At 59.6% G+C, this 18,676-nt stretch carries 22 protein-coding genes; 8 read left to right on the top strand and 14 right to left on the bottom strand.

Annotation, left to right across the window (positions count from 1 at the left end):
• Nucleotides 1-49 precede the first annotated feature (49 nt).
• The 4 genes from M0D69_RS19050 to M0D69_RS19035 form a co-directional block, all read right to left on the bottom strand.
• Nucleotides 50-478 carry a type II toxin-antitoxin system VapC family toxin gene (locus M0D69_RS19050; RefSeq protein WP_301783502.1) on the bottom strand — a complete coding sequence of 143 codons (429 nt, stop codon included), beginning with the start codon at nt 476-478 and terminating at the stop codon, nt 50-52.
• Nucleotides 478-777, bottom strand: a complete 300-nt coding sequence (locus M0D69_RS19045) for a hypothetical protein (RefSeq protein ID WP_301783501.1) — start codon at nt 775-777, stop codon at nt 478-480. Before M0D69_RS19045 ends, M0D69_RS19050 begins: the two co-directional genes overlap by 1 nt.
• A 445-nt stretch (nt 778-1,222) precedes the next feature.
• Nucleotides 1,223-1,351, bottom strand: coding sequence for a hypothetical protein (locus M0D69_RS19040; RefSeq protein ID WP_301783500.1), 129 nt, complete (start codon nt 1,349-1,351; stop codon nt 1,223-1,225).
• A 197-nt stretch (nt 1,352-1,548) separates the two neighbouring features.
• Nucleotides 1,549-2,130: a TetR/AcrR family transcriptional regulator gene (locus M0D69_RS19035; RefSeq protein WP_301783499.1), complete on the bottom strand. Its 582-nt coding sequence runs from the start codon at nt 2,128-2,130 to the stop codon at nt 1,549-1,551.
• A 256-nt stretch (nt 2,131-2,386) separates the two neighbouring features.
• Between M0D69_RS19035 and M0D69_RS19030 the strand changes: the two genes are divergently transcribed.
• The 3 genes from M0D69_RS19030 (at nt 2,387) to M0D69_RS19020 (ending at nt 4,697) form a co-directional block, all read left to right on the top strand.
• Nucleotides 2,387-2,671, top strand: coding sequence for a hypothetical protein (locus tag M0D69_RS19030; RefSeq protein WP_301783498.1), 285 nt, complete (start codon nt 2,387-2,389; stop codon nt 2,669-2,671).
• 142 nt (nt 2,672-2,813) lie between these two features.
• Nucleotides 2,814-3,884 (top strand): NAD(P)/FAD-dependent oxidoreductase, encoded by a 1,071-nt coding sequence (locus tag M0D69_RS19025; protein WP_301783497.1) that lies wholly within the window; start codon nt 2,814-2,816, stop codon nt 3,882-3,884.
• A 108-nt stretch (nt 3,885-3,992) separates the two neighbouring features.
• Nucleotides 3,993-4,697 carry a glutathione S-transferase C-terminal domain-containing protein gene (locus M0D69_RS19020; RefSeq protein WP_301783496.1) on the top strand — a complete coding sequence of 235 codons (705 nt, stop codon included), beginning with the start codon at nt 3,993-3,995 and terminating at the stop codon, nt 4,695-4,697.
• On the opposite strand, the gene M0D69_RS19015 is transcribed toward M0D69_RS19020, so the two are convergent.
• The 6 genes from M0D69_RS19015 to M0D69_RS18990 all read right to left on the bottom strand — a co-directional run bounded on the left by M0D69_RS19015 (nt 4,694) and on the right by M0D69_RS18990 (nt 12,912).
• The gene (locus tag M0D69_RS19015) at nt 4,694-6,055 is read right to left on the bottom strand and encodes an ATP-binding protein (RefSeq protein WP_301783495.1); all 1,362 of its coding nucleotides are present in this window, start codon (nt 6,053-6,055) and stop codon (nt 4,694-4,696) included. The genes M0D69_RS19020 and M0D69_RS19015 overlap by 4 nt on opposite strands.
• On the bottom strand, nt 6,052-6,765 hold the full coding sequence (locus M0D69_RS19010) for a response regulator (protein ID WP_301783494.1): 714 nt from the start codon (nt 6,763-6,765) through the stop codon (nt 6,052-6,054). Before M0D69_RS19010 ends, M0D69_RS19015 begins: the two co-directional genes overlap by 4 nt.
• Nucleotides 6,766-9,903, bottom strand: coding sequence for an efflux RND transporter permease subunit (locus M0D69_RS19005; protein WP_301783493.1), 3,138 nt, complete (start codon nt 9,901-9,903; stop codon nt 6,766-6,768).
• Nucleotides 9,900-10,958, bottom strand: coding sequence for an efflux RND transporter periplasmic adaptor subunit (locus M0D69_RS19000; RefSeq protein ID WP_301783492.1), 1,059 nt, complete (start codon nt 10,956-10,958; stop codon nt 9,900-9,902). The genes M0D69_RS19005 and M0D69_RS19000 overlap by 4 nt, the downstream gene beginning before the upstream one ends.
• Entirely contained in the window at nt 10,942-12,510 is a 1,569-nt protein-coding gene (locus tag M0D69_RS18995; RefSeq protein WP_301783491.1) for an efflux transporter outer membrane subunit, read from the bottom strand. Before M0D69_RS18995 ends, M0D69_RS19000 begins: the two co-directional genes overlap by 17 nt.
• Nucleotides 12,511-12,606: 96 nt before the next feature.
• Nucleotides 12,607-12,912 carry an EF-hand domain-containing protein gene (locus tag M0D69_RS18990; RefSeq protein WP_301783490.1) on the bottom strand — a complete coding sequence of 102 codons (306 nt, stop codon included), beginning with the start codon at nt 12,910-12,912 and terminating at the stop codon, nt 12,607-12,609.
• A 408-nt stretch (nt 12,913-13,320) separates the two neighbouring features.
• Here M0D69_RS18990 and M0D69_RS18985 point away from each other — a divergent pair, with 408 nt between their 5' ends.
• Nucleotides 13,321-13,662 carry a hypothetical protein gene (locus M0D69_RS18985; protein ID WP_301783489.1) on the top strand — a complete coding sequence of 114 codons (342 nt, stop codon included), beginning with the start codon at nt 13,321-13,323 and terminating at the stop codon, nt 13,660-13,662.
• Between the two features lies 1 nt (nt 13,663).
• Here the strand turns inward: M0D69_RS18985 and M0D69_RS18980 are convergent, their stop codons facing one another.
• Nucleotides 13,664-14,329: a DUF3313 family protein gene (locus tag M0D69_RS18980; protein ID WP_301783488.1), complete on the bottom strand. Its 666-nt coding sequence runs from the start codon at nt 14,327-14,329 to the stop codon at nt 13,664-13,666.
• A gap of 224 nt (nt 14,330-14,553) precedes the next feature.
• Here M0D69_RS18980 and M0D69_RS18975 point away from each other — a divergent pair, with 224 nt between their 5' ends.
• The 4 genes from M0D69_RS18975 to M0D69_RS18960 all read left to right on the top strand — a co-directional run bounded on the left by M0D69_RS18975 (nt 14,554) and on the right by M0D69_RS18960 (nt 16,939).
• Nucleotides 14,554-15,276, top strand: a complete 723-nt coding sequence (locus M0D69_RS18975; RefSeq protein WP_301783487.1) for a carbonic anhydrase — start codon at nt 14,554-14,556, stop codon at nt 15,274-15,276.
• Between the two features lie 46 nt (nt 15,277-15,322).
• Nucleotides 15,323-15,643: a DUF190 domain-containing protein gene (locus M0D69_RS18970; protein ID WP_301783486.1), complete on the top strand. Its 321-nt coding sequence runs from the start codon at nt 15,323-15,325 to the stop codon at nt 15,641-15,643.
• 212 nt (nt 15,644-15,855) lie between these two features.
• Complete coding sequence (locus tag M0D69_RS18965; RefSeq protein WP_301783485.1) at nt 15,856-16,236, top strand: DUF190 domain-containing protein; 381 nt, start codon at nt 15,856-15,858, stop codon at nt 16,234-16,236.
• Nucleotides 16,237-16,297: 61 nt separating this feature from the next.
• A complete protein-coding gene (locus tag M0D69_RS18960) occupies nt 16,298-16,939 on the top strand; it encodes a 2'-5' RNA ligase family protein (protein WP_367619730.1) in 642 nt (213 codons plus the stop codon).
• A gap of 10 nt (nt 16,940-16,949) precedes the next feature.
• On the opposite strand, the gene M0D69_RS18955 is transcribed toward M0D69_RS18960, so the two are convergent.
• The 3 genes from M0D69_RS18955 to M0D69_RS18945 form a co-directional block, all read right to left on the bottom strand.
• The gene (locus M0D69_RS18955; protein ID WP_301783483.1) at nt 16,950-17,186 is read right to left on the bottom strand and encodes an energy transducer TonB; all 237 of its coding nucleotides are present in this window, start codon (nt 17,184-17,186) and stop codon (nt 16,950-16,952) included.
• A 457-nt stretch (nt 17,187-17,643) separates the two neighbouring features.
• Nucleotides 17,644-18,042 carry a biopolymer transporter ExbD gene (locus M0D69_RS18950; RefSeq protein WP_301783482.1) on the bottom strand — a complete coding sequence of 133 codons (399 nt, stop codon included), beginning with the start codon at nt 18,040-18,042 and terminating at the stop codon, nt 17,644-17,646.
• Complete coding sequence (locus M0D69_RS18945; RefSeq protein ID WP_301783481.1) at nt 18,039-18,644, bottom strand: MotA/TolQ/ExbB proton channel family protein; 606 nt, start codon at nt 18,642-18,644, stop codon at nt 18,039-18,041. The genes M0D69_RS18950 and M0D69_RS18945 overlap by 4 nt, the downstream gene beginning before the upstream one ends.
• Between the last annotated feature and the right edge of the window lie 32 nt (nt 18,645-18,676).

Genomic DNA, 18,676 nt, shown 5'->3' with positions numbered 1-18,676 from the left:
TCAAACACGTCTTCGTAGAAGATCATGTCAGTTGATCGAATGCTGCCGATCAAGCACGTGCCCGAATAGGATTGAACGTCTCGACGCCATGAAAGTCTCTTTCATTGTCGGTCACTACAACGCAATGGTTGGCCTCGGCGACGGCCGCGATGATAGTGTCGAATGCGCTCCTTGGCTGTCCTCCGGTCTTTGCATCGGCCATCAGGCGAGCCCAAATAAGACTGGCGCTTTCGTCGAAGGAAAGTACGCGCCCGGCGAACAGCGATTGAGGACCTTCAGGCCCGAAAAACCAGGCATCGAGTTGATCACGCCGTTTGCCCGCCGGCTTCTCCAGCAAGCCCCGACGGATCTCTGCGACCGTAAGGGAGGCGATGAAAAGGTCTTCGTCGTTCTGTTGGGCCATCCACATCAGCAATGACTCGGATGGGCTTGGTTTGGTGACGTTGCTGATGATGTTGGTGTCGAGCAGGTAGCGCATCAGATATCTACGTGACGTCCTTCATCGCGTGAACGAACCAGCTCAATATCGGTTTCTACCAACGGAGAGCGCCGAAGAGCAGCCAAGATTCCGCCCTTTGTGGGTGGGTTACCAGAGATAGTTTGGCTTACTACAACACGCAGTTGTGAGGCTTCGGGGCTATCTTCTGCCAAGCGGCGAGCCAACGAACGGATGAGGTCGCGATCAGCATCGCGGCCCAGCACTTCAAAGCGTGCAAGGCCACGCTCGCTGAGGCGAGTGCGATAGTTCTGAATGGCGCGATTTTGTGCTGTACCCACGATGCCCTCCGGATGTATCCAGTAATATAGCCGGGAATCGAGATTTGAGCAAGGGCCGCTGTCGCCGGGCTATTGTTAGATATTTGCTCTGAGGCTCGGGCCCTGATCGTCTCTACGCCGATGACTGCAGGAGGTCAGGATCGCCATCGTCCGTGACTTGATCCTCGTATTCTCCACCCAGCGCGGCCGGTAAAACGGTTTCTCCAGTTCGTTTCGAAGATGACAGCGGCGTCCAGTTGTCGGAAGCGCTAGCGCAGCACCTCCACAACGAGCGCGCACTGCGGTTCGGCTCTTGCGGCTGCAGCGTTTTACGTGTTTCTGGCAGGAGAAATGGCCGGAGTTGATGATCGTGGCACCGGCTGGCTTTGGTCGGACCGCGTTGGAAAGAGGCTGACGGTATCGTGAACGGTATCACCTTCGCAAACCGTCTTGAGATGCCCGGTCTTCACGATTTTTCAAGCAAAGCGGGGTTGATTCTCCGATACGGTCCGGCGAAAGCCATAAAGTGCCAGGCAGAAATTTCGGTATCGCTGACGGTATCGACGCCGCCCGACCGGGCGGAAACGCCGTCCACACAAGGCTCCAGCCACGGATTGACGATTGAGTGGGAGTAATTTGAAGCAGCTTGCCCGGGATCGTAAGACTCAAAAAACGCGGCGTTTTGCGCCGCGTTTTGTCTTTGTTGTCCGCCATATTTTCCACTTGGACGCGGGCACTCCAATCACAAGTCCACATGCCGCCAGCGTCTCGTACATGCGGCTCAGGTGTCGGTCAAACCGACAGCGATCGTCGTGCTTCCTTTTTCTTCTTCCTGTTGGTGAAGGGGAGCATCGAGACGAATGCATCGGTTGCATCGAGCAGGGTTTGCCGGGTAACCCCGTTATGCGCCTGGACCGATAATCCGCTCAGCACGGTGATGCAAAGCGTTGCCAGCGCATCCGTATCCGCGTCTGCCGCGAGCTCGCCGTCTGCCAGCGATTGTACGAGCCTTTGTTCGATCAGCTCCGCGACACTCTGCGCCCGGCTTTGAAGAAGGGCTCGAAGCTCCTCATGTCCCACACCGATGTTTACCGTGCCGAGAATGACCATGCATCCCCTTGGAGCGGACGCTTGGGTAAGCATGTCGATATTCCGCTTGAGCACGGCTGCAATCGCCTCCCGGCCGCTGCCATGTTCCCTTATCGCTTGCCGCGTTATCGCGCCTTCGGATATTGCGTATAGATCTATCGCCTCGCGGAACAAATTCTCCTTGCTGCCAAAAGCCGCATAAATACTGGGCGAATTGATATCCATTGCATCGACAAGGTCGCTCATGGAACAGCCATCGAACCCCTTCGTCCAGAACACCTCCATGGCGCGTCTCAGTGCGGCTTCCCTGTCGAACGCTCTAGGTCTGCCGCGCGGCCGGCGTTCGGTCTGCTGATCCAATGACGACATGAGCCTCTCCTGAAGTTGGAACCACCTGCGACAAGCGATTTTCTATTTATGTGTCGACTATAACAAAAATACTGGACAGGTTCCAGTTGCTGTGCTTAACTATATTTATGTTGATCGACACAAATATAGTGTCGTTGCTCGCTAACTGCAATCTGAACCTCAAGGAACAATCATGAAATCATTGATTCGCGCAGTAGTAGCCGCCTTGGCTCTTGGCGCTTCGTTTGCTTCGTTCGCTCAATCGAGCGCATCTGTGACCGCTGCTCACGACCAGGCAAAAACCTTCGACGTGTTCGTCGACCAGCCCACCGGTTTTACGTTTGTAAAGATGCCGACAGGATGGAAATTTGTCGGGGCGGTATCGAAGGAGGACTCGCGGCACTTGCCCCGCAATGTGCTGACTGCGGTGGTGCCATCGGGTGCATCGCGCGAGATCGTTATCGCTTCGCGCAAGTGATCGGCAATTTGGTTTGTCCACGTAGAAACATGACCGTGAGTCCCCACGCCGTTGGTGGTGGCATCGTTGCCGAGCGTTAGCTGCTTCTGTATGGTGATCGCGAGATGCAATGCGTTCGCTTGCACACCATCACGGATACCGAATGACTTCAGAAGCAGGTTCGCCCATTCAAACATCATCACCGATACGCACCGACATACTGATCGTCGGCGCGGGGCCGGTTGGGCTTTTTGCTGCGTTCGAGGCGGGCGTTGTCGGCCTGTCGTGTCAGATCGTCGATACGCTCGAACGAATTGGCGGGCAATGCATCGAGTTGTATCCCGACAAACCGATCTACGACATTCCTGCTATTCCATCATGTACCGCGCGTGAGTTGGTGGACCGGCTCATGGAGCAATGCCACCCGTTTAACGTGCCCATTCACCTAAGCCAGCGTGTAGAGACGGTGCATCAGCGCGACGACGGCCGGTGGACAGTGACGACCGGGCAGGGCCTCGTATTCGATACGGCCGCAATCATGCTGGCAGCCGGGAACGGAGCGTTCGTGCCGCAGCGTCTTACGTTGCCCGAAGCGGTGCCGCTGGAAGAGCGCCAGGTCCACTACAGCGTGCGCAATCTCTCTGATTTCGCGGACAAGGCCGTGGTGGTTGCCGGTGGTGGCGATTCGGCGCTCGATTGGGCGTTGGCATTGCGCAAGGTTGCGCGCCGGGTCGTGCTGGTACATCGGCGCAATGGATTTAGCGCGGTTGCATCGAGCGTCGACGAGATGAGGCGTGCAGTGGATGCAGGCGAAATGGAATTCATGGTGGGTTCGATTGCGGCGTTGCATGCGCCTGGGGACAAGCTGGCATCTATCGAAATCCGGCAGATTGGCGGCACAGCGCAGATCGATGCGGAACATCTGGTGGTGTTGTACGGCCTGGTCGCGGACCTCGGACCGATTGCGAACTGGGGCTTGAAGATCATTGGCGGACGGGTCGATGTGGATACGTCGAATTACGAAAGCTCACGACATGGGATCTTCGCGGTAGGGGACATCGCGAACTATCCGAACAAGCAGAAGCTGATTCTTTCGGGGTTTCATGAGGCATCGCTGGCGTTGAGGAAGGCCTACACGTATGCGTATCCCGACAAGAAGCGGGTGCATGTGCATTCCAGTTACGACGCGGGGCTGGCTGAGCGTATTGCGTCGGGTTCGGGACATCATGAGTGAGGGGCGGACTAACATTCTTGCGGCTGATCTCGTGGTTACCGGGAGCCGGCTGGAATAAACTGAAGCAGTTCAACCTCGCCACGCAGCACCCCTATCAGGGAGCGTCGCATGATCACACTCTTTTCCTACCCGGAATTGTTTGGTCTTGAAGACAACAATCCGTATGGTCTGAAGGTATTCGCGTTCCTCAAGCTATGCGGGCTGCCTTTCGATCATCGGCATATCCTCGATACAAAGTCGGCGCCTCGCGGGCAGCTTCCGTATATCGTCGACGACGAGGAATCGATTGGCGACAGCGATGCCATCGTCGCTCATCTCAAGCGTAAGTACAGTTTGACCATCGACGGTTCGCTGACGAATGCCCAGCAGGATCTGCACCTTCTGATCCGCCGAACGCTGGATGATCTCTATTGGGTCATGTCGTATTCGCGTTGGCGCGATCCGCGGTTTTGGCCATTGTTCAAGGAAGCGTTTTTAAAAACACATTCCGGCATCACGGCGGATAGCCTCGACGCGGCGCAAAAATTCAACTTCGAGCGGTATCACTATCAAGGTATCGGCCGCTTTGAGCCGGATGAGGCGTATGCCCGCGGTATCGCGGACTTGCAGGCCATAGCGAACCTGCTTGGCGATAATGAATTCATGTTCGGCCCGGAACCCGGCAGCATCGACGCCAGCGTTTATGGCTTCGTGGCAAACGTCTTCTTCTACGACATCGACACGCCGCTCAAGCAGTTTGTCTTGGCGCAACCCAATCTTGTCCGGCACTGCCATGCAGTGCGCGTGGCGTGCATCAGTCGTAACGGCCACTAAGCTTCGCCATGTCCTTCCCGCGAAGGCAGACCTTTTGCCGTTCGCAACGAAACGATAGCTGCAAACCCGCCGCCTTCACGCTGCAGCAGCTGAAGTTCGCCGCCATGCAACTTCGCGATCCTTTCGACGATAGCCAGGCCCAATCCCGTCCCCCCCGGATGCGCGCCCGTCGAACGCCCCCGCTTGAACGGCGCTTTCAACGCGTCGAGATCGCTGCCACTCGCGCCCTTACCACGATCGGCGACCTCGACATACGCGGTGTGAATAACATCGTCAGCCCAGGTCCGTACCGACAAGCCCACGCGACCGTACAACACCGCGTTCTGCATCAGGTTCATCAGCACGCGCATGACGCTGATTGGCCGGAACGCGAACGGCTGGAGCTCGCCGAGAGTCAACTCGAAAACGTGACCGAGTCCCGCAAAGTCCGCCGCAAGATTGCTCACCAGCGCGTTAAGGTCAGTGACCTCAGTCACCTCACGCGTGCCGCTGCCGGCGTAGTCCATGAACTGCTGGAGAATGGCGTCGATCTGATCGAGATAATGATCCGTCGATACCGCCAACGCATCATGCTCGTCCGATGGAGTCGTCATTGCCACAGCGAGGCGCAGCTTGGTCAACGGCGTGCGGATATCGTGGGAGATGCCGGCAAGCATCAATGAACGGGTCGCATCGGCCTCCTGCAACGCGTGGACCATCTGGTTGAACGCAGCGCTGACTTGCGCGATCTCGGTCGGACCATCGATACGCAGCGTTTGCGGTGCGGCTCCTGCGCTCAAGCCGCGCGCTGCATCGGCGAGATCGCGCAACGGCCGGTTGATGTGCCGCTGGATCAGGTAGGCAGTGACGATGGCAAGCGCGCCGAGTCCAATCGATAGCGCGATCGTGAAAAGCATGCCGTCGTTGTGCGCGGCTTCAGGAACGGGCAGTGCGATCCAGTAGGGTTCATGACCGAGATGAGCGCGAATCCACAGCCGTTGCTCGCTTCCTGTCTGCCATTGAACAGGCATGCTCGCGGGCAGATGCTCGCGCAAGGTATCGATAAAAACATCGCGCTGATAGGTCCGATAAAAATTGCGCCATGTCACCGAAGGCTCGGAGGCGGCGCCGGCCGGGAATTGCCGGCTAGCTTCGAAGCGGACCGCGAGATCGATTTGCGCATCGGGCGCAGCAGTCTTCAACAGGTCGTCGAGCGTTTGCACGTAGATCGCGAAGGTCTCGGCGGCGCGTTCGATCCGAGGCCTCTGAACGAAGTTCATTAATACGCTTAACGAACCAATCTGGCTGACAATGACCAGCGCCACGAGCAGTGCGATATTGCGCGCGAACAACGAGCGCGGCAGCGTGAAACGGCTCATGGTTCGACTTCCGCGACCAGCATGTAGCCTATGCCCCAGACTGTCTTGATGAAGCGCGGTTTCGACGGATCGGCTTCCACGATCTGCCGCAACCGCAGCACCTGCACATCGATACTGCGATCGAGCGCATCGTGATCGCGTCCGCGCGAGCGTGCGATCAGATTGTCGCGGCTGACGGGCCGGTTCGGCGAGGCGCCCAGCGCGTTCAACAGCAGCATCTGGGTTGAATGAATCTCGAACGGCTCGCCCGATTTATACAGGCGCTGTTTGCCGAGATCCAGGCAGAAGTCACCAAAACGCACGGTCTGCGACCTGAGTACAGGTTCGCCCGCGGCGATCTTCTGGCGTCTTAGCAGTGCACGAACGCGTGCAACGAGTTCACGCGGCAGGAACGGCTTGGCGAGGTAGTCGTCGGCGCCGGTCTCAAGACCGATGACCTTGTCGACCGGATCGCCCTTCGCGGTGAGGATGAGAATCGGCAGCGTCTGGCCTTCGGCGCGCAGGCGCCGGCAGACCGACAACCCGTCCTCCTGTTCCATCATCAGGTCGAGGATCAGCAAGTCGAAGGGCTCGCGTTGCAGATAGCGGTCGAGCCGCTTGCTGTCGGCAACCACCCGCACTTCGAACCCGTGACTGCTCAGGAAGCGCTGCAGCATGTTGCGCAATTCGGCTTCATCGTCGAGAACGATGATCTTCGGCAGACTTTCCATTCATGCCTCCTTTGATGCGTCGGGTGTACGCGCTTCGTGACGTTCGGCAAGCCGCTGCAGCAGTACGTAGAAAGACGGGATGAACAGCACGGCCACGCAGGTCGAGGCGAGCATCCCCGAGAACACGGCAATGCCGAGCGAACGCCGCGCGCTGGCGCTTGCTCCGGTCGCGATCACAAGCGGCACTACGCCAAGGATAAACGCGAACGAAGTCATCATGATCGGCCTGAAGCGCAGGCGTGCAGCTTCGACGGCGGCATCGACGATGTCGCTGCCTTGGGCGCGCAAATGCCGCGCGAACTCCACGATCAGGATCGCGTTCTTGGCTGACAACGCGATCAGCAGCACGAGTCCGATCTGCGTATACAAGTTGTTGGCTGCGCCGAGAGCGGCGAGCGTGCCCGCTGTGCCGAGCAGCGCGAGCGGCACGGCGAGGACGACGGCAAGCGGCAACAACCAGCTTTCATATTGCGCAGCCAGCACGCAGAAGACAAGCAGCACGCCGACCGCGAAGATCCAGTACGCGGAGTTGCCGACCAGCTTCTCCTGATAGGACATGGCCGTCCATTCATAACCAATGCCCGCCGGCAGCACGCGTGCGGCCTCTTGTTCGAGTGCGGCGATGGCATCGCCGGAACTGTAGCCATCGGCGGGATTGCCGTTCACGGCCGCCGCGGGCGTGAGGTTGTAAAGCGACGCGACAGCGGGCCCTTCGCTCGTGCGGATATCGAGGAAGGTGCCGAGTTCGACCATGCTGCCCGTCGTACTGCGAATCTGGATGCGGCGGATGTCATCGGCTTCGCGGCGGTACGCGCCGTCGGCCTGAACGAAGACCGGGAAGGTGTGATTGAAGCGCGTGAACTGGTTCACATAACTCGAACCGACATAGTCCTGCAGCAGGTCGAGAACGTTGCCCACCGGCACCTGCAAAGACTCCGCCTTGGAGCGGTCGATAACAAGATCGACCGCAGGCGCCGAGGCGCGAAACGGCGTAAACACGCGCTGCAGTTCGGGACGTTGCGATGCACGTGCGACGAGCGCATCGGTAGCTTGCTGCAGGCGTCGATAGTCCTGGCTGCCGTCGGTCAGACGCACTTGCATCTGCACGCCGCCGCTGTTGCCGAGTCCCTGGATGGGCGGCGGTACGATCACCAGTGTGCGTACGTCGGGCAGTTTGGCGAGTTCGCTGTTGAAACGCATGTACAGCGAGCGCAGGTCTTCGTTCTTGCCGCGCTTTGCCCAGTCGTCGAGCGTGACATAGACAAGCGCTGCGTTGGATAGCGACGCGTTGTTATCGAGTGGAGAAATTCCACCGATGGACACAACATGATTCACGCCCGGAATTGCTTTGATCCGCCGTTCGATTTCCGCGGTGGCTTCGCGGGTGCGCGCGAGCGTGGCGGCGTCGGAGAGTTGTACGGCGATCACCATGTATCCCTGGTCCTCGAGCGGAATGAAACTGGTCGGCACGCGCGTAAGCAGCACCGCGGACCCCGCCGCCAGCGCGAGCGCGATCAGAAGCGCAAGCAAGGTGCGGTGAACCAACCACGTTACGATCCGTAGATAGAAACGCTCGACCCGCTGATACGCGGTATCGAAACCGCGATAAACGAAGTTCGGTTTCTCGGGCCGCTTGTGGCGCAGCCACTTCACGCTTTGCACGGGCTTGAGCGTCACCGCGTTGACTGCGCTGATGAGCGTGGTAGCCACCACAACGAGCGCGAATTGCCGGTACATCTGGCCCGTCACGCCGCCGAGAAACGCCGACGGCAGGAACACTGAGACCAGCACCAGCGTGATGCCGACAATAGGCCCAAGCAGTTCATGCATTGCATCGATGGCGGCCTGCTTCGGCGTCTTGCCGCGCTCGATATGCTCGGTGATGCCTTCGACCACGACGATGGCGTCGTCGACCACGATGCCGATCGCCAGCACGATCGCGAACAGTGTTAGCAGGTTGATCGAGAAGCCGAGCATGTAGATCACGCCGAACGTGCCGATGATCGTCACGGGAATGGTCGTGGCAGGGACCAGCATCGCGCGCCAGTTCTGCAGGAACAGCAGGATCACGGCGAGCACGAGCAGGGCAGCTTCGAATAGCGTCATGTAGACGTCATCGACGGATTGCCGAACGAAAGTGGTGGTGTCGAACGGCAGCGAATAACTGATGCCCTTGGGCATCGTGGCGCCGAGTTGAGCCATCGCCGCACGCACGGCGTTACCCACTTCCAGCGCATTTGCTTCGGGTAACTGATAGATCGCTATACCCGCGGCAGGCTTGCCGTCGAGATTGAAGAACTGGCCATAACTCGATGACCCGAGTTCCGTACGGCCAACGTCCCGGACGCGTACAAAGCGGCCACCGCCGCTGGGATCGGCCTTGATGATGATGTCGTCGAATTCATGCGGGTCGGAGAGTGCACCGCGCACGGTGACGGTCAACTGGAATGCTTGTCCGCCCGCATTGGGCTCCGAGCCGAGTTGCCCGGCGCTGACCTCCTTGTTCTGGCTTTGGATCGCCTGCACCACGTCGGCGGCGGTGAGATTGCGTTGACTCAACTGACGCGGATCGAGCCATATCCGCATGCTGTATTGACCGGTACCGAACACGCTGACATCGCCCACGCCGGGAATGCGCGCGAGCGTATCGCGCAGGGAGATGGTCGCGTAGTTGCCGAGGAAGAGCGAGTCGTACCTTGGGTCGGGCGATTGCAGCGTGTAAAGCTGCAGGATGGCGGTCGAGCGTTTCCTGACAGTCACGCCCTGTTGCTGAACCGCTTGCGGCAGCAGAGCGGTAGCGGCCGATACGCGGTTCTGCACCAGTACCTGCGCCTTGTCGACATCGGTGCCTACCGCGAAGGTCACCGTGAGCGTATAGGTGCCGTCGTTGGTGCTGGTCGACTGCATGTAGATGGCGTCTTCCACGCCGTTCACCTGCGTCTCGATCGGCAAGGCCACGCGGTCGATCACCGTTGCCGCGCTCGCGCCGGGGAACCGCGCAACCACCTGCACTGTCGGCGGCGTAATCGGCGGATACTGCGCTATGGGTAAATTGATCAGTGCGACGCCGCCGAGCAACATCACGATCAGCGCGATGACATTGGCCAGCACGGGCCGCTCGACGAAGAAGCGGATCATGGTTGTCCTTGCGCGCTTGCGGTCTGTACCTTGCGTCCGGGAGCGACCGACAAAGCACCCCCTGTGACAACCTGATCGGAAGCCGCGAGGCCCGACGTCACCGCGCGCAGCGGCTCATACAAACGGGCCGTTTCGATCAGGCGCTTCTCGAGCGTGCTGTTTGCGTCGACCACCATTACCGACGCGCCGGTCTGATCGCGCGTGATGGACGTTTCCGGTACAAGTAACACGTCCCGTGGCGCGCCTGCGGGGACCTGCACGGTGACCGACATGCCGGGAATCAGATGAGCATCTTCGTTACTGACGGTGGCCCGGAGCTTGAGCGCACCGCTTGCCGAGTCGACATGGGTATCGACGAAATCGAGCGGGATGTCGTCACCCGTTTTGTCGCCGGGCAGGGACACATGTACGGTGCGTTTGCCGGGCTTGAACAGACCGATTCGATTCGCATCGCGTTCGTTGAGCGTGAACTCGACGTAAGCGGGCTGGATGCGATCGAGCGTTGCAAGCTTCGACGAGTCCGAGGTTCCCACAATGTTGCCGACGTCAACCGTACGCGCGCCGATGCGTCCCGCGAACGGCGCGCGAATCTCGGTGTAACCAAGGTTGATGCGCGACATATCGCGCTTGGCGGTCGACTGATCGCGGGTCGCCTGCGCCTTTTGCAGATTGGATTTCGAGGTCGCGTTGTCGCCGGTCAGCTCTTTCTGGCGCGTGAGTTCCTGGTTGGCGTTGTCGAGGGTCGCCTGATCGTAGGCAAGCTGCGCGCGATACACGTCCGGTTCGATCTGGAACAGCAACTGGCCCTTCTTTACGCGCGAGCCGTCAACGAAGCCGATCGATGTCAGCACCCCCGTCACGCGTGCAACCAGCGTGACCGTAAGCGACGGCGCGACCGAGCCCGGCACTTCTACCTGTTCAGTCACCTGACGCTGTACAGGTCGCATGACAGTGACAGTTGGCGGCGGCTGCGCCGCGGCAGTCTCTCCCCGATCGTGACATCCGGCGAACAGCATGGCCACGAGCGCGAGGATCGCGTTATTTTTTTGTTTCATCGGCGTCTTCCACTTTGCGTGCGAGCGGCGAGTAGTCGGGCGGTGCGATCAGCCGCCCCCAGTCCGTGCGTTTTTCCATCTCCGCGATTGCTTCGTCGTTCACGACTTGCCGCCCTTCGGCGACCTGCCAGCCGCCGCCGAGCGCTCGATACAGCGATACCGCCGCCAGCGCCAACTGTCCCTGGTTTTGTGCGAGCGCGTCGCGGTCATGCAGCATCGAACGCGATGCGCTGAGCACTGAATCGAACGCTACGGAGCCCGCGAGGTACTGCGCGTTGGCAAGCTTCAACGCCCGTTGCGATGCATCGGCGGCACGTTGAGCCGAGCCAAGCGACGCGCTGGTCGTGCGCAGCGTCGCGATCGCATCTTCCACTTCACGCTGCGCCTGCAGCACTGTGTTCTGGTAATCGAATAACGCTTCCTGGAAGGTCGCGTCCTGGATCCTCACGGCGTTTTGCAACTGCCCGCGATCAAAAATCGGCAACGTTACGCCGGCGGAAAACAGTGTGACGGTCTTGCTGCCCCATTCGAGCGGTCCAAGCGAATGCTGGTCGCCGGACGACATCCCGAACATCCCGGTCAGTGAAAACGATGGATACAGCTTGGACTTGGCGACACCGATCAGCGCCGACTGTGAAGCGGCCGTCAGCGCGGCTTGCCTGACATCGGGGCGGCGACGCAGCAGGTCCCGGGGAATACCGGTATCGATACCTGAAGGCGCAGCAGGAATCGACGATGCGGAACCGAGCAGGGCATCGACGGAATCGGGCGTTTGCGCGAGCAATACCGCGAGCGTGTCGCGGTCCTGTGCACGCGCTTTTTCGAGCGGCGGAACCTGTCCTTCCGTTTCTGCCAGCAGCGCCTGCGCCTGTTCGACATCGAGCATGCTGGAAGCGCCGCGCTTGTATTGGGATTGGGTAATACCGAGCGTCTGCTGCACCGCGGCAAGGTTCTGCTTCGCGACTTGCGTTCGCAATTCGACCGCACGCAGGTCGATATACGCGTTCGCGACATCGGCGAACAGGGAGACGAGCGCGTTGTCGTATGCAGCTTCAGAGACCTTCAGCCGCGCGTGATCCGACTCGATCTGACGACGATATTTCCCCCAGAAATCCAGCTCCCAACTTGCCGTCGCGCGGAAGTGTTCGGTCCAGATGTGTTCTGGCGGAAATGGGCCGACGCCCGAGTTGTCGAGACGCGCCACCCCCGCAGATAAGCTGCCTTGCTGCAGAACCAGATTGCGCGCGCTGATCGCGAGTTGCGCGCGGGCCTCGAAGATATGCAGGCCGGCCACCTGCAAGGACAGGTTACGTTCGTAAGCTTGTTGTTCGAGCGCGGCGAGGACCGGGTCATTGAAGGTTTTCCACCATGCAGCTTGCGCATCCGGCGAGGACTGCGCCTGCGAGGGCAGACTTTCGAACCACTGGTTCTCCACGCTCGCTTCCGGCTGGTGAAAGTCGGGGCCGACCGTTACGCAACCGGCGAGCGTCAGGATGAGCGCCGCGCTGGTTGCAACAGAAAGGCAAAGCTGGCGATCCGCGGTTGTTTTCATCGCGCCTCTTTAGCAGGGCAAAGCGGTCCTCAGTTCAACAGACAATAACCATCGTATGCACGGATCAAGAAGTTTTCATCGGAAACTGTGCAACCGTCAGTGCGATGTCGCGCGCTGCTGCATGAATTGCTCGATCTGCGGCAGGGTAATGTAGCCCGCTTTCTGCGCATCGATCTGATCGAAATTCTGCGCGACCATCGGCATGCCTTGCGCGGCCTGAGCTTTGGTCAGCTTGCCGTCGTGTGTGGAGTTGGCGGCAGCAAAGCGCGCCTGCAGTTGCTGCATGGCGCGCTCCATGCGCTGCGAGCTGGCCATCGGTTGCGGGGTGGTTTGCGCCATCGCGGCAGTGCTGCCGAGGGAGACGGCGATTGACAGGACGAGGATGGAAAGGGCTTTTTTCATGAGGTTCTCCAGAGAGTGATGGGTTCGTTTGCCATCGGTCGCCGGTGTTTGGCGTTTGCCGTTTGATGCCGACCCGACCGATGGCAGACCGAAGCTTATCGGCCGGCACCGGAAAAAGGATGACAAACGGGCTACGAATAGTGTCGCCGTATGTCATGTATCCGGAGCGCGAATGAAACATCTGCTCCATACAAAAATGGCTTGCCCCGGTGTCTGGAAACCGGCGATCCGTGACATCGAATGAAATATGTTTTGACGTGGCTTTCAGGCTCACTTTGCGTATCTTTCGGTGGTCGGCGCCACGAGCGCTTCAACGGATTCGCAAGGCTCTCATGCAATGCGAACCACACGGCGGAACGGCTTCCAAAGCGAAGACGACACCTGCCGATAGCATCGAAGGGAATCCAAATGAACATTCGTCTTATCAGTGCATCTGCAGCCGCCGCTCTCGGCCTGGCTCTCTCCACCGGCGCCGAAGCCAGAACATTTGTTGTCTACGCAGTACCCGCGGTGGTCTATGCACCGCCGCCGCGGCCTGTCTATTACACGGTCCCGGTCCAGCCGACCTATGTCACGGTGGTGCGCCCGGCTCCGGTCGTTGTGGCGCCTGCACCGACGGTGTATGTGCCCGCGCCGAAGCCTGCGTCCGTGGTCTACATGCCCATGCAGGGCAGCTACGCTGCTGTGCCTGCCGCGAATGTCAGCTACGCACAACCTGTTGTCGCGGTTCCCGTGGCCGGGATGAACTGAGCTAGCGTTGCTCGCGTATCGCAGTGAACGCCGCGCGCAAGCGCTCGGCTTTTTTGTCGAGCAGCGCAGGCACCTGATCCAGACGCACCGGCTCTGTTCCTGCGTCGCCGGGAGCCGGCGGATTGTTGATGGCGAAGAGCGCAATGTCACTGTCAGGGGCAACGCCTATGGCCTGCACGGTCAACGTAGTGAGCGATATCTTGCTGATGCCTGCCACGCGTTTCGCTCCGTTGATCGCAGCGCCGATTGGCGTGAGGTCGCGCAAACGCAGTGACCGCTTGGTCAGCTGGACATCGGTTAGTGCGAGTTGCAGGATCATGGAATCGGGCTGCGGAGTGTCGACCACGTTGGCGTTTTTCAGCACGTTCTCGCGCAACGCATTGCTGAAGGCGTTGGTCAGTTCGGCCATTTGGCCGGGTTCGATGCCCTTGTACAGCGAGTCCGGTGCGAGAAAGATTTCGATCGGCGCGATATATACGCTATGCAGCAAAGCGCGCCGCGCGTCATAGTCCGGAGCGATGTAGCCGGTGGTGCCGGGGAATTGCGTGATCGGCGTAAGCGGCACGCTCGCGGGTATGAGGTTCTCGGCGTTGGCGATGCTGCAGGCAAGGCTTGTTGCAACGCTCATCCACAGCGACAGCAGCAACGATCTGGATCGTCCATTCATAATGCGCTCCGTTAGCGAATTCGTATGCCGCGAGCTGATATTTCGGCGTTTCCGCCGGCTCCTAAGTTATAGGTCATGCTGTTGGCGTCGCCCGGGTGATTGAAGCGTTGTGAGGCGAAGGATACGTTCATTCAAGCGTGATTGCCGCACCATCGAAGAGAGCTGGCTGGTTTGCACCTGCACCAGGCGAATGGTGCGGGCGTTTGTCCCTTTGGAGTCGATCCATGTGTGTTGATCCGATGTGCTCCCTGTCACGGCGTCGCGTGTTGTTCGCCGGTTTGGCGTCTGCGACCGTGGCTGCTTTTTCGCTCCCCGACGCGCGTGCCGATGAATCGTCCGCGGGACCTGGTCCCAACGCGATTGCACCCGCGGAGGCGCTTTCCCGCCTGCTGCAAGGCAACAGCCGTTATGTCGCCAATGCTCCATCAAACAAGGACTATTCTGCCGGCCGGGCCACACGCGCCGCGGCGCAATATCCGATAGCTGCGATCGTCGGTTGCGCGGATTCGCGTGTCTCTCCGGAGCTGGCGTTCGACCAGGGTCCGGGCGATCTGTTCGTCGTGCGGGTTGCGGGAAATTTCGTCAACGACGATGGATTGGCGAGTCTCGAATACGGGGTGAAGTTCCTGGGCGTACCATTAATCATGGTGCTTGGACATACAAACTGCGGTGCGGTCTCCGCGGCGGTCAAGGCGATTCGGGAACACGCGGTGTTGCCGGGGCATTTGCCGGAACTCGTCCAGGCGATCAGGCCGGCGATCGAGATTGCCAAGGCGCATGGGCACGGCGATCTGGTGGCGGACACGACTATCGAAAACGTGCGGCTGAACGCCAATCGGTTGAGGGTCTCGAAGCCATTGATCGGAGAGTACGTGAGGGCGGGCAAGGTGCAGGTGGTCGGAGCGATCTACGATCTCGCTTCGGGGAAGGTCGGGCTCGTTGAGTGAGTTCATCGCCTGTGTTTGCGTGACCCGTTGCCAAGCGGAGGATCCTATGAAAGGAAGCCAGCTTACGGTCTATGCCGCAACGCAGGGTCATCGCCAGCATCACCTGACGGTGGTCGACTGGATTCTCGAAGAGGTCAAGATGGCCGGCATTGTCGGGGCGACGGTCGTTGAGGTAACAGAAACCGTCGATATGCACGGCAAGTATCACGCCGCGCGGTTTTTCGAACTGGCCGATCAACCGGTCGCGGTGACGGTCGTTGCGGAGGACGGGCGGATCGATGCGTTGCTCGACCGTCTCAGGCAGGGTGGGGCAAGCCTGTTTTATACGCGTGGTTTGGTCGAGTACGAGGTGCTGGGAGAGACGTGAGAGGATCGCAGGCGGAGAGTCGTTGCCGTAGGGCTTCACTTGCTGCATTGCGCAAACGCGACGACGTTCAAGCGCTGATCTAGAATTAAGTTATGCGCGATTTTTCGCGGGAGCCTCGCAGTCTATATTTTTCCTGCACCGGTAGTGGGTTGCGCGAAAGCTTGTAAGGGTGGCGTTCCGTCAGTACGCGGGACGTTACTGTGGAGGTCGGTATGAACGGGTATCAACTGACGTTCTACACGGAGCAGAACCGCAAATGCGGTCATCTGACGGTTTGTGAATGGATTTTGCAGGAGGTTCGCAAGCGCGGTATTCGAGGGGCGACGGTTATCAGCGCAGCGGAAGGTATTGGCCACGCCGGCGCTCATCACGCGGCGCATATTCTTAAGCTCGCGGACCAACCGGTGCAGGTTATTCTGGCTGTGACCGAGCGTGAAGCCGACGAGATCCTGGAGGCTGTGCGAGCGGAAAACGTGCATGTCTTCTACACACGCGCACCTATCGAATTTGGTTTTTTGGGTGACGAACAGCCGCCGAAGAAAGCGAGAACGCTCTTCCGGTTTCATCGATCGATGGGTAGTAAGCTGGGGTGAAAGCGGGGCGGTTTCAAGCGAGAACTCCTGTGCATTGGCTCCGATACTTGCAAAGTTCTGAATGAAGCCCTTTGATCCATGGGGTGGCAATCCTATGCCAGAGCAGCTATCTCTACCTGGATTAGACGCGAGACCTGCGCCACGGCCAGTTGACCGTCATCATCTGTTCTTCGCGATCTTGCCGGACCCGGACACCGCCATGCGTATCGAGCAGCGGGCACAGCATCTGCGTATTGAACATGGCTTGAAACGGAGGCCGCTTCCGATTGGACACTTTCACGTCACCTTGCATTCCATCGACACATATCCGTATTTCCCTCAGCGTGTAGCCTCGACATTGGAAGCCGTGGCGGCAACCATCCGGATGCCGCCCTTCGACATTATTCTCGACCTTGCCCGTAGTTTTCACCGGACGGACCACGACCGTCCATTCGTCCTGCTTGGAAGCGACGGCGCTGCGGCATTGAAGGAGTTCCATGGGGCTCTTGGTACGACCTTGAAGAAGGCCGGATTTAATTGCAATTCGACGTCGAGTTTCACGCCGCACCTGACTTTGCTGTACGACAAGCGCGAAGTCGATGAACGAGCTATCGAGCCCGTCCGCTGGACCGCTCGCGAGTTCGTTCTCGTGGACAGCCTGGTTGGTCAAACGAAGCATGTGCAGCTTGCACGATGGCCGCTTTTAACGCGGTCGTCGATTTGACGGAACGCGGTCAACTTACGTTGAAATGCACTCGCACGTCCTGATGACTTTCCACAGCATGGCCGCCTTGCATCGCGGGGAAAAAGCGCCATTTCCGCAGCGCCTCGAGCAGTAGCGCATTCAGGCGCGGGTTCTGCGTCGGCTTTGAAAGTTCTACTTCGATCGTTCCATCCGCGTGGATATCGAAGCGCGCAACGGCGACCGCCTGATACGCATCTTCGCGAAGATCGTCGGGGAGAGCAGGCATGGGTTGACTGATAACACGTGCCGTGGAACCCGCCGATGGGGCAGTTTTATTGCTTGCCGATGCCGGCGTTGCCACCGCAGCCGTGGGCGTTGCTGTGGAGCTCGCTTCCGGCTGCACTGGTATTGCGGGGCTTTCCTCTTTCGCAACTGCATGCTCCGCGACCGGCCGCCGGGTTTCGTGCGATGGCGTCACCCGAACCGGGGTTGGATCTCGTCGAACATGAGATTGCGGGGTGACCGCAGGAGCAACAGCGTGCGCAGGTGCGGGGGGCGCGGCCAACTCGACAAGGCGCATCTCAATCACCGTTTGCTCCGGCGCAGCCGCGTTCGGCGAAGGCCGCAAGAGCGGGTTCACGATCTGGGTCAACAGCGCTGCCCACAGGGCAAATGCAATCAGAAGGGCAACGCCAAATCTGATTGGCGGCTCATTGGCCGGGCCCTCTCGCCGCCGCGTCCTGTCAATCACGATGTATCGCGATAAAAAAATGCTCGGCGCCGGCCCGTCGCGCTGCCAGCATGGCTTGAACGACGGCCCCTTGTGCCGCGCTATCGTCCGCTGCAATTACCACGTTCCGGTCCGGCCTGAGAAGTCGCCTGACCCCGGCTTCCACCTGATCGAGATGCACCGGCCGACGGTTCAGGAAGATGGCGTTCGTGCGATCGACCGCCAACGTCAGCGGCTGATCCTCCGACATGTGCTGCGCCTGTCCCGATGGCAGATCGACCCGGACAGCATCAAGCCGCTGCATGGCCAGCGACGCCAGCATGAAGGTGGCGAGCAGGAAAAACATCACGTCGATCATCGGAATGATCTCGATACGTCCGCGCTTCGATGCTCGCGAGCGCTTGAACTTCATCGTCCGTCTCCGGCCAGCTCTCCGGTGCTTTCTGCCTTGAGCCGAATCTCGTTGAGACGCTCGTTGGCGTGCACTTCGAGATCATCGATCAGGCGTTCAAGGCGTCGCGAGAAATAATTGAATGCGAAGAGCGAGAACAATGCGACGACCAGTCCGATAGCGGTGGCCACGAGCGATTGCGCTACGCCGCCGGTTACGCCGCCCGGATTGACCAGGCCGTTGCCGCCAAAAAGCTGGAACGAATGCATCATTCCCACAATGGTTCCCAGCAGCCCGAGCAAGGGCGCTGCCGTGACGATTGTCTCCAATACCCAGAAGCCGCGGCTCATGTCTCGTTCGATGCACGTAGCAAGCGATTGCGCCCGGGCTTCGACTAACCACAGTGGCGTCCCGGCTTGCACGATCACCGTCTCGTCGAGACGCCTGAACGCGTGCTGCGACGGCAGCGTGCCGAGGTTCGTTCCCGGCTGGCTTGCAAACCGCACAAACATATACGCGCGATCAATGACGATAGCGATCGCCAGCACCGCGAGCAGCGTGAGCGGGTACACCACCCAGCCACCCACCTGCGCGGCAGCAGTAATACCTGCCCAATCCTGCATGATCAAAAGCCTTTTGTTTAGTTATCCAATGG

This window comes from Caballeronia sp. SEWSISQ10-4 2 (assembly GCF_030464885.1).
In the GTDB taxonomy this organism is placed as follows: Bacteria; Pseudomonadota; Gammaproteobacteria; order Burkholderiales; family Burkholderiaceae; genus Caballeronia.
This window is presented reverse-complemented; position numbering and strand designations above follow the sequence as displayed.

Coding starts and splice junctions, on each gene's coding strand:
- M0D69_RS19005 (WP_301783493.1), bottom strand. CDS start 9,903: ATGATCCGCTTCTTCGTCGAGCGGCCCGTGCTGGCCAATGTCATCGCG.
- M0D69_RS18995 (WP_301783491.1), bottom strand. CDS start 12,510: ATGAAAACAACCGCGGATCGCCAGCTTTGCCTTTCTGTTGCAACCAGC.
- M0D69_RS18960 (WP_367619730.1), top strand. CDS start 16,298: ATGAAGCCCTTTGATCCATGGGGTGGCAATCCTATGCCAGAGCAGCTA.
- M0D69_RS19025 (WP_301783497.1), top strand. CDS start 2,814: ATGACTTCAGAAGCAGGTTCGCCCATTCAAACATCATCACCGATACGC.
- M0D69_RS19015 (WP_301783495.1), bottom strand. CDS start 6,055: ATGAGCCGTTTCACGCTGCCGCGCTCGTTGTTCGCGCGCAATATCGCA.
- M0D69_RS18975 (WP_301783487.1), top strand. CDS start 14,554: ATGTGTGTTGATCCGATGTGCTCCCTGTCACGGCGTCGCGTGTTGTTC.
- M0D69_RS18955 (WP_301783483.1), bottom strand. CDS start 17,186: ATGCCTGCTCTCCCCGACGATCTTCGCGAAGATGCGTATCAGGCGGTC.
- M0D69_RS19000 (WP_301783492.1), bottom strand. CDS start 10,958: ATGAAACAAAAAAATAACGCGATCCTCGCGCTCGTGGCCATGCTGTTC.
- M0D69_RS18970 (WP_301783486.1), top strand. CDS start 15,323: ATGAAAGGAAGCCAGCTTACGGTCTATGCCGCAACGCAGGGTCATCGC.
- M0D69_RS18985 (WP_301783489.1), top strand. CDS start 13,321: ATGAACATTCGTCTTATCAGTGCATCTGCAGCCGCCGCTCTCGGCCTG.
- M0D69_RS19050 (WP_301783502.1), bottom strand. CDS start 478: ATGCGCTACCTGCTCGACACCAACATCATCAGCAACGTCACCAAACCA.
- M0D69_RS18945 (WP_301783481.1), bottom strand. CDS start 18,644: ATGCAGGATTGGGCAGGTATTACTGCTGCCGCGCAGGTGGGTGGCTGG.
- M0D69_RS18980 (WP_301783488.1), bottom strand. CDS start 14,329: ATGAATGGACGATCCAGATCGTTGCTGCTGTCGCTGTGGATGAGCGTT.
- M0D69_RS19010 (WP_301783494.1), bottom strand. CDS start 6,765: ATGGAAAGTCTGCCGAAGATCATCGTTCTCGACGATGAAGCCGAATTG.
- M0D69_RS18950 (WP_301783482.1), bottom strand. CDS start 18,042: ATGAAGTTCAAGCGCTCGCGAGCATCGAAGCGCGGACGTATCGAGATC.
- M0D69_RS19035 (WP_301783499.1), bottom strand. CDS start 2,130: ATGGAGGTGTTCTGGACGAAGGGGTTCGATGGCTGTTCCATGAGCGAC.
- M0D69_RS19030 (WP_301783498.1), top strand. CDS start 2,387: ATGAAATCATTGATTCGCGCAGTAGTAGCCGCCTTGGCTCTTGGCGCT.
- M0D69_RS18965 (WP_301783485.1), top strand. CDS start 15,856: ATGAACGGGTATCAACTGACGTTCTACACGGAGCAGAACCGCAAATGC.
- M0D69_RS19020 (WP_301783496.1), top strand. CDS start 3,993: ATGATCACACTCTTTTCCTACCCGGAATTGTTTGGTCTTGAAGACAAC.
- M0D69_RS18990 (WP_301783490.1), bottom strand. CDS start 12,912: ATGAAAAAAGCCCTTTCCATCCTCGTCCTGTCAATCGCCGTCTCCCTC.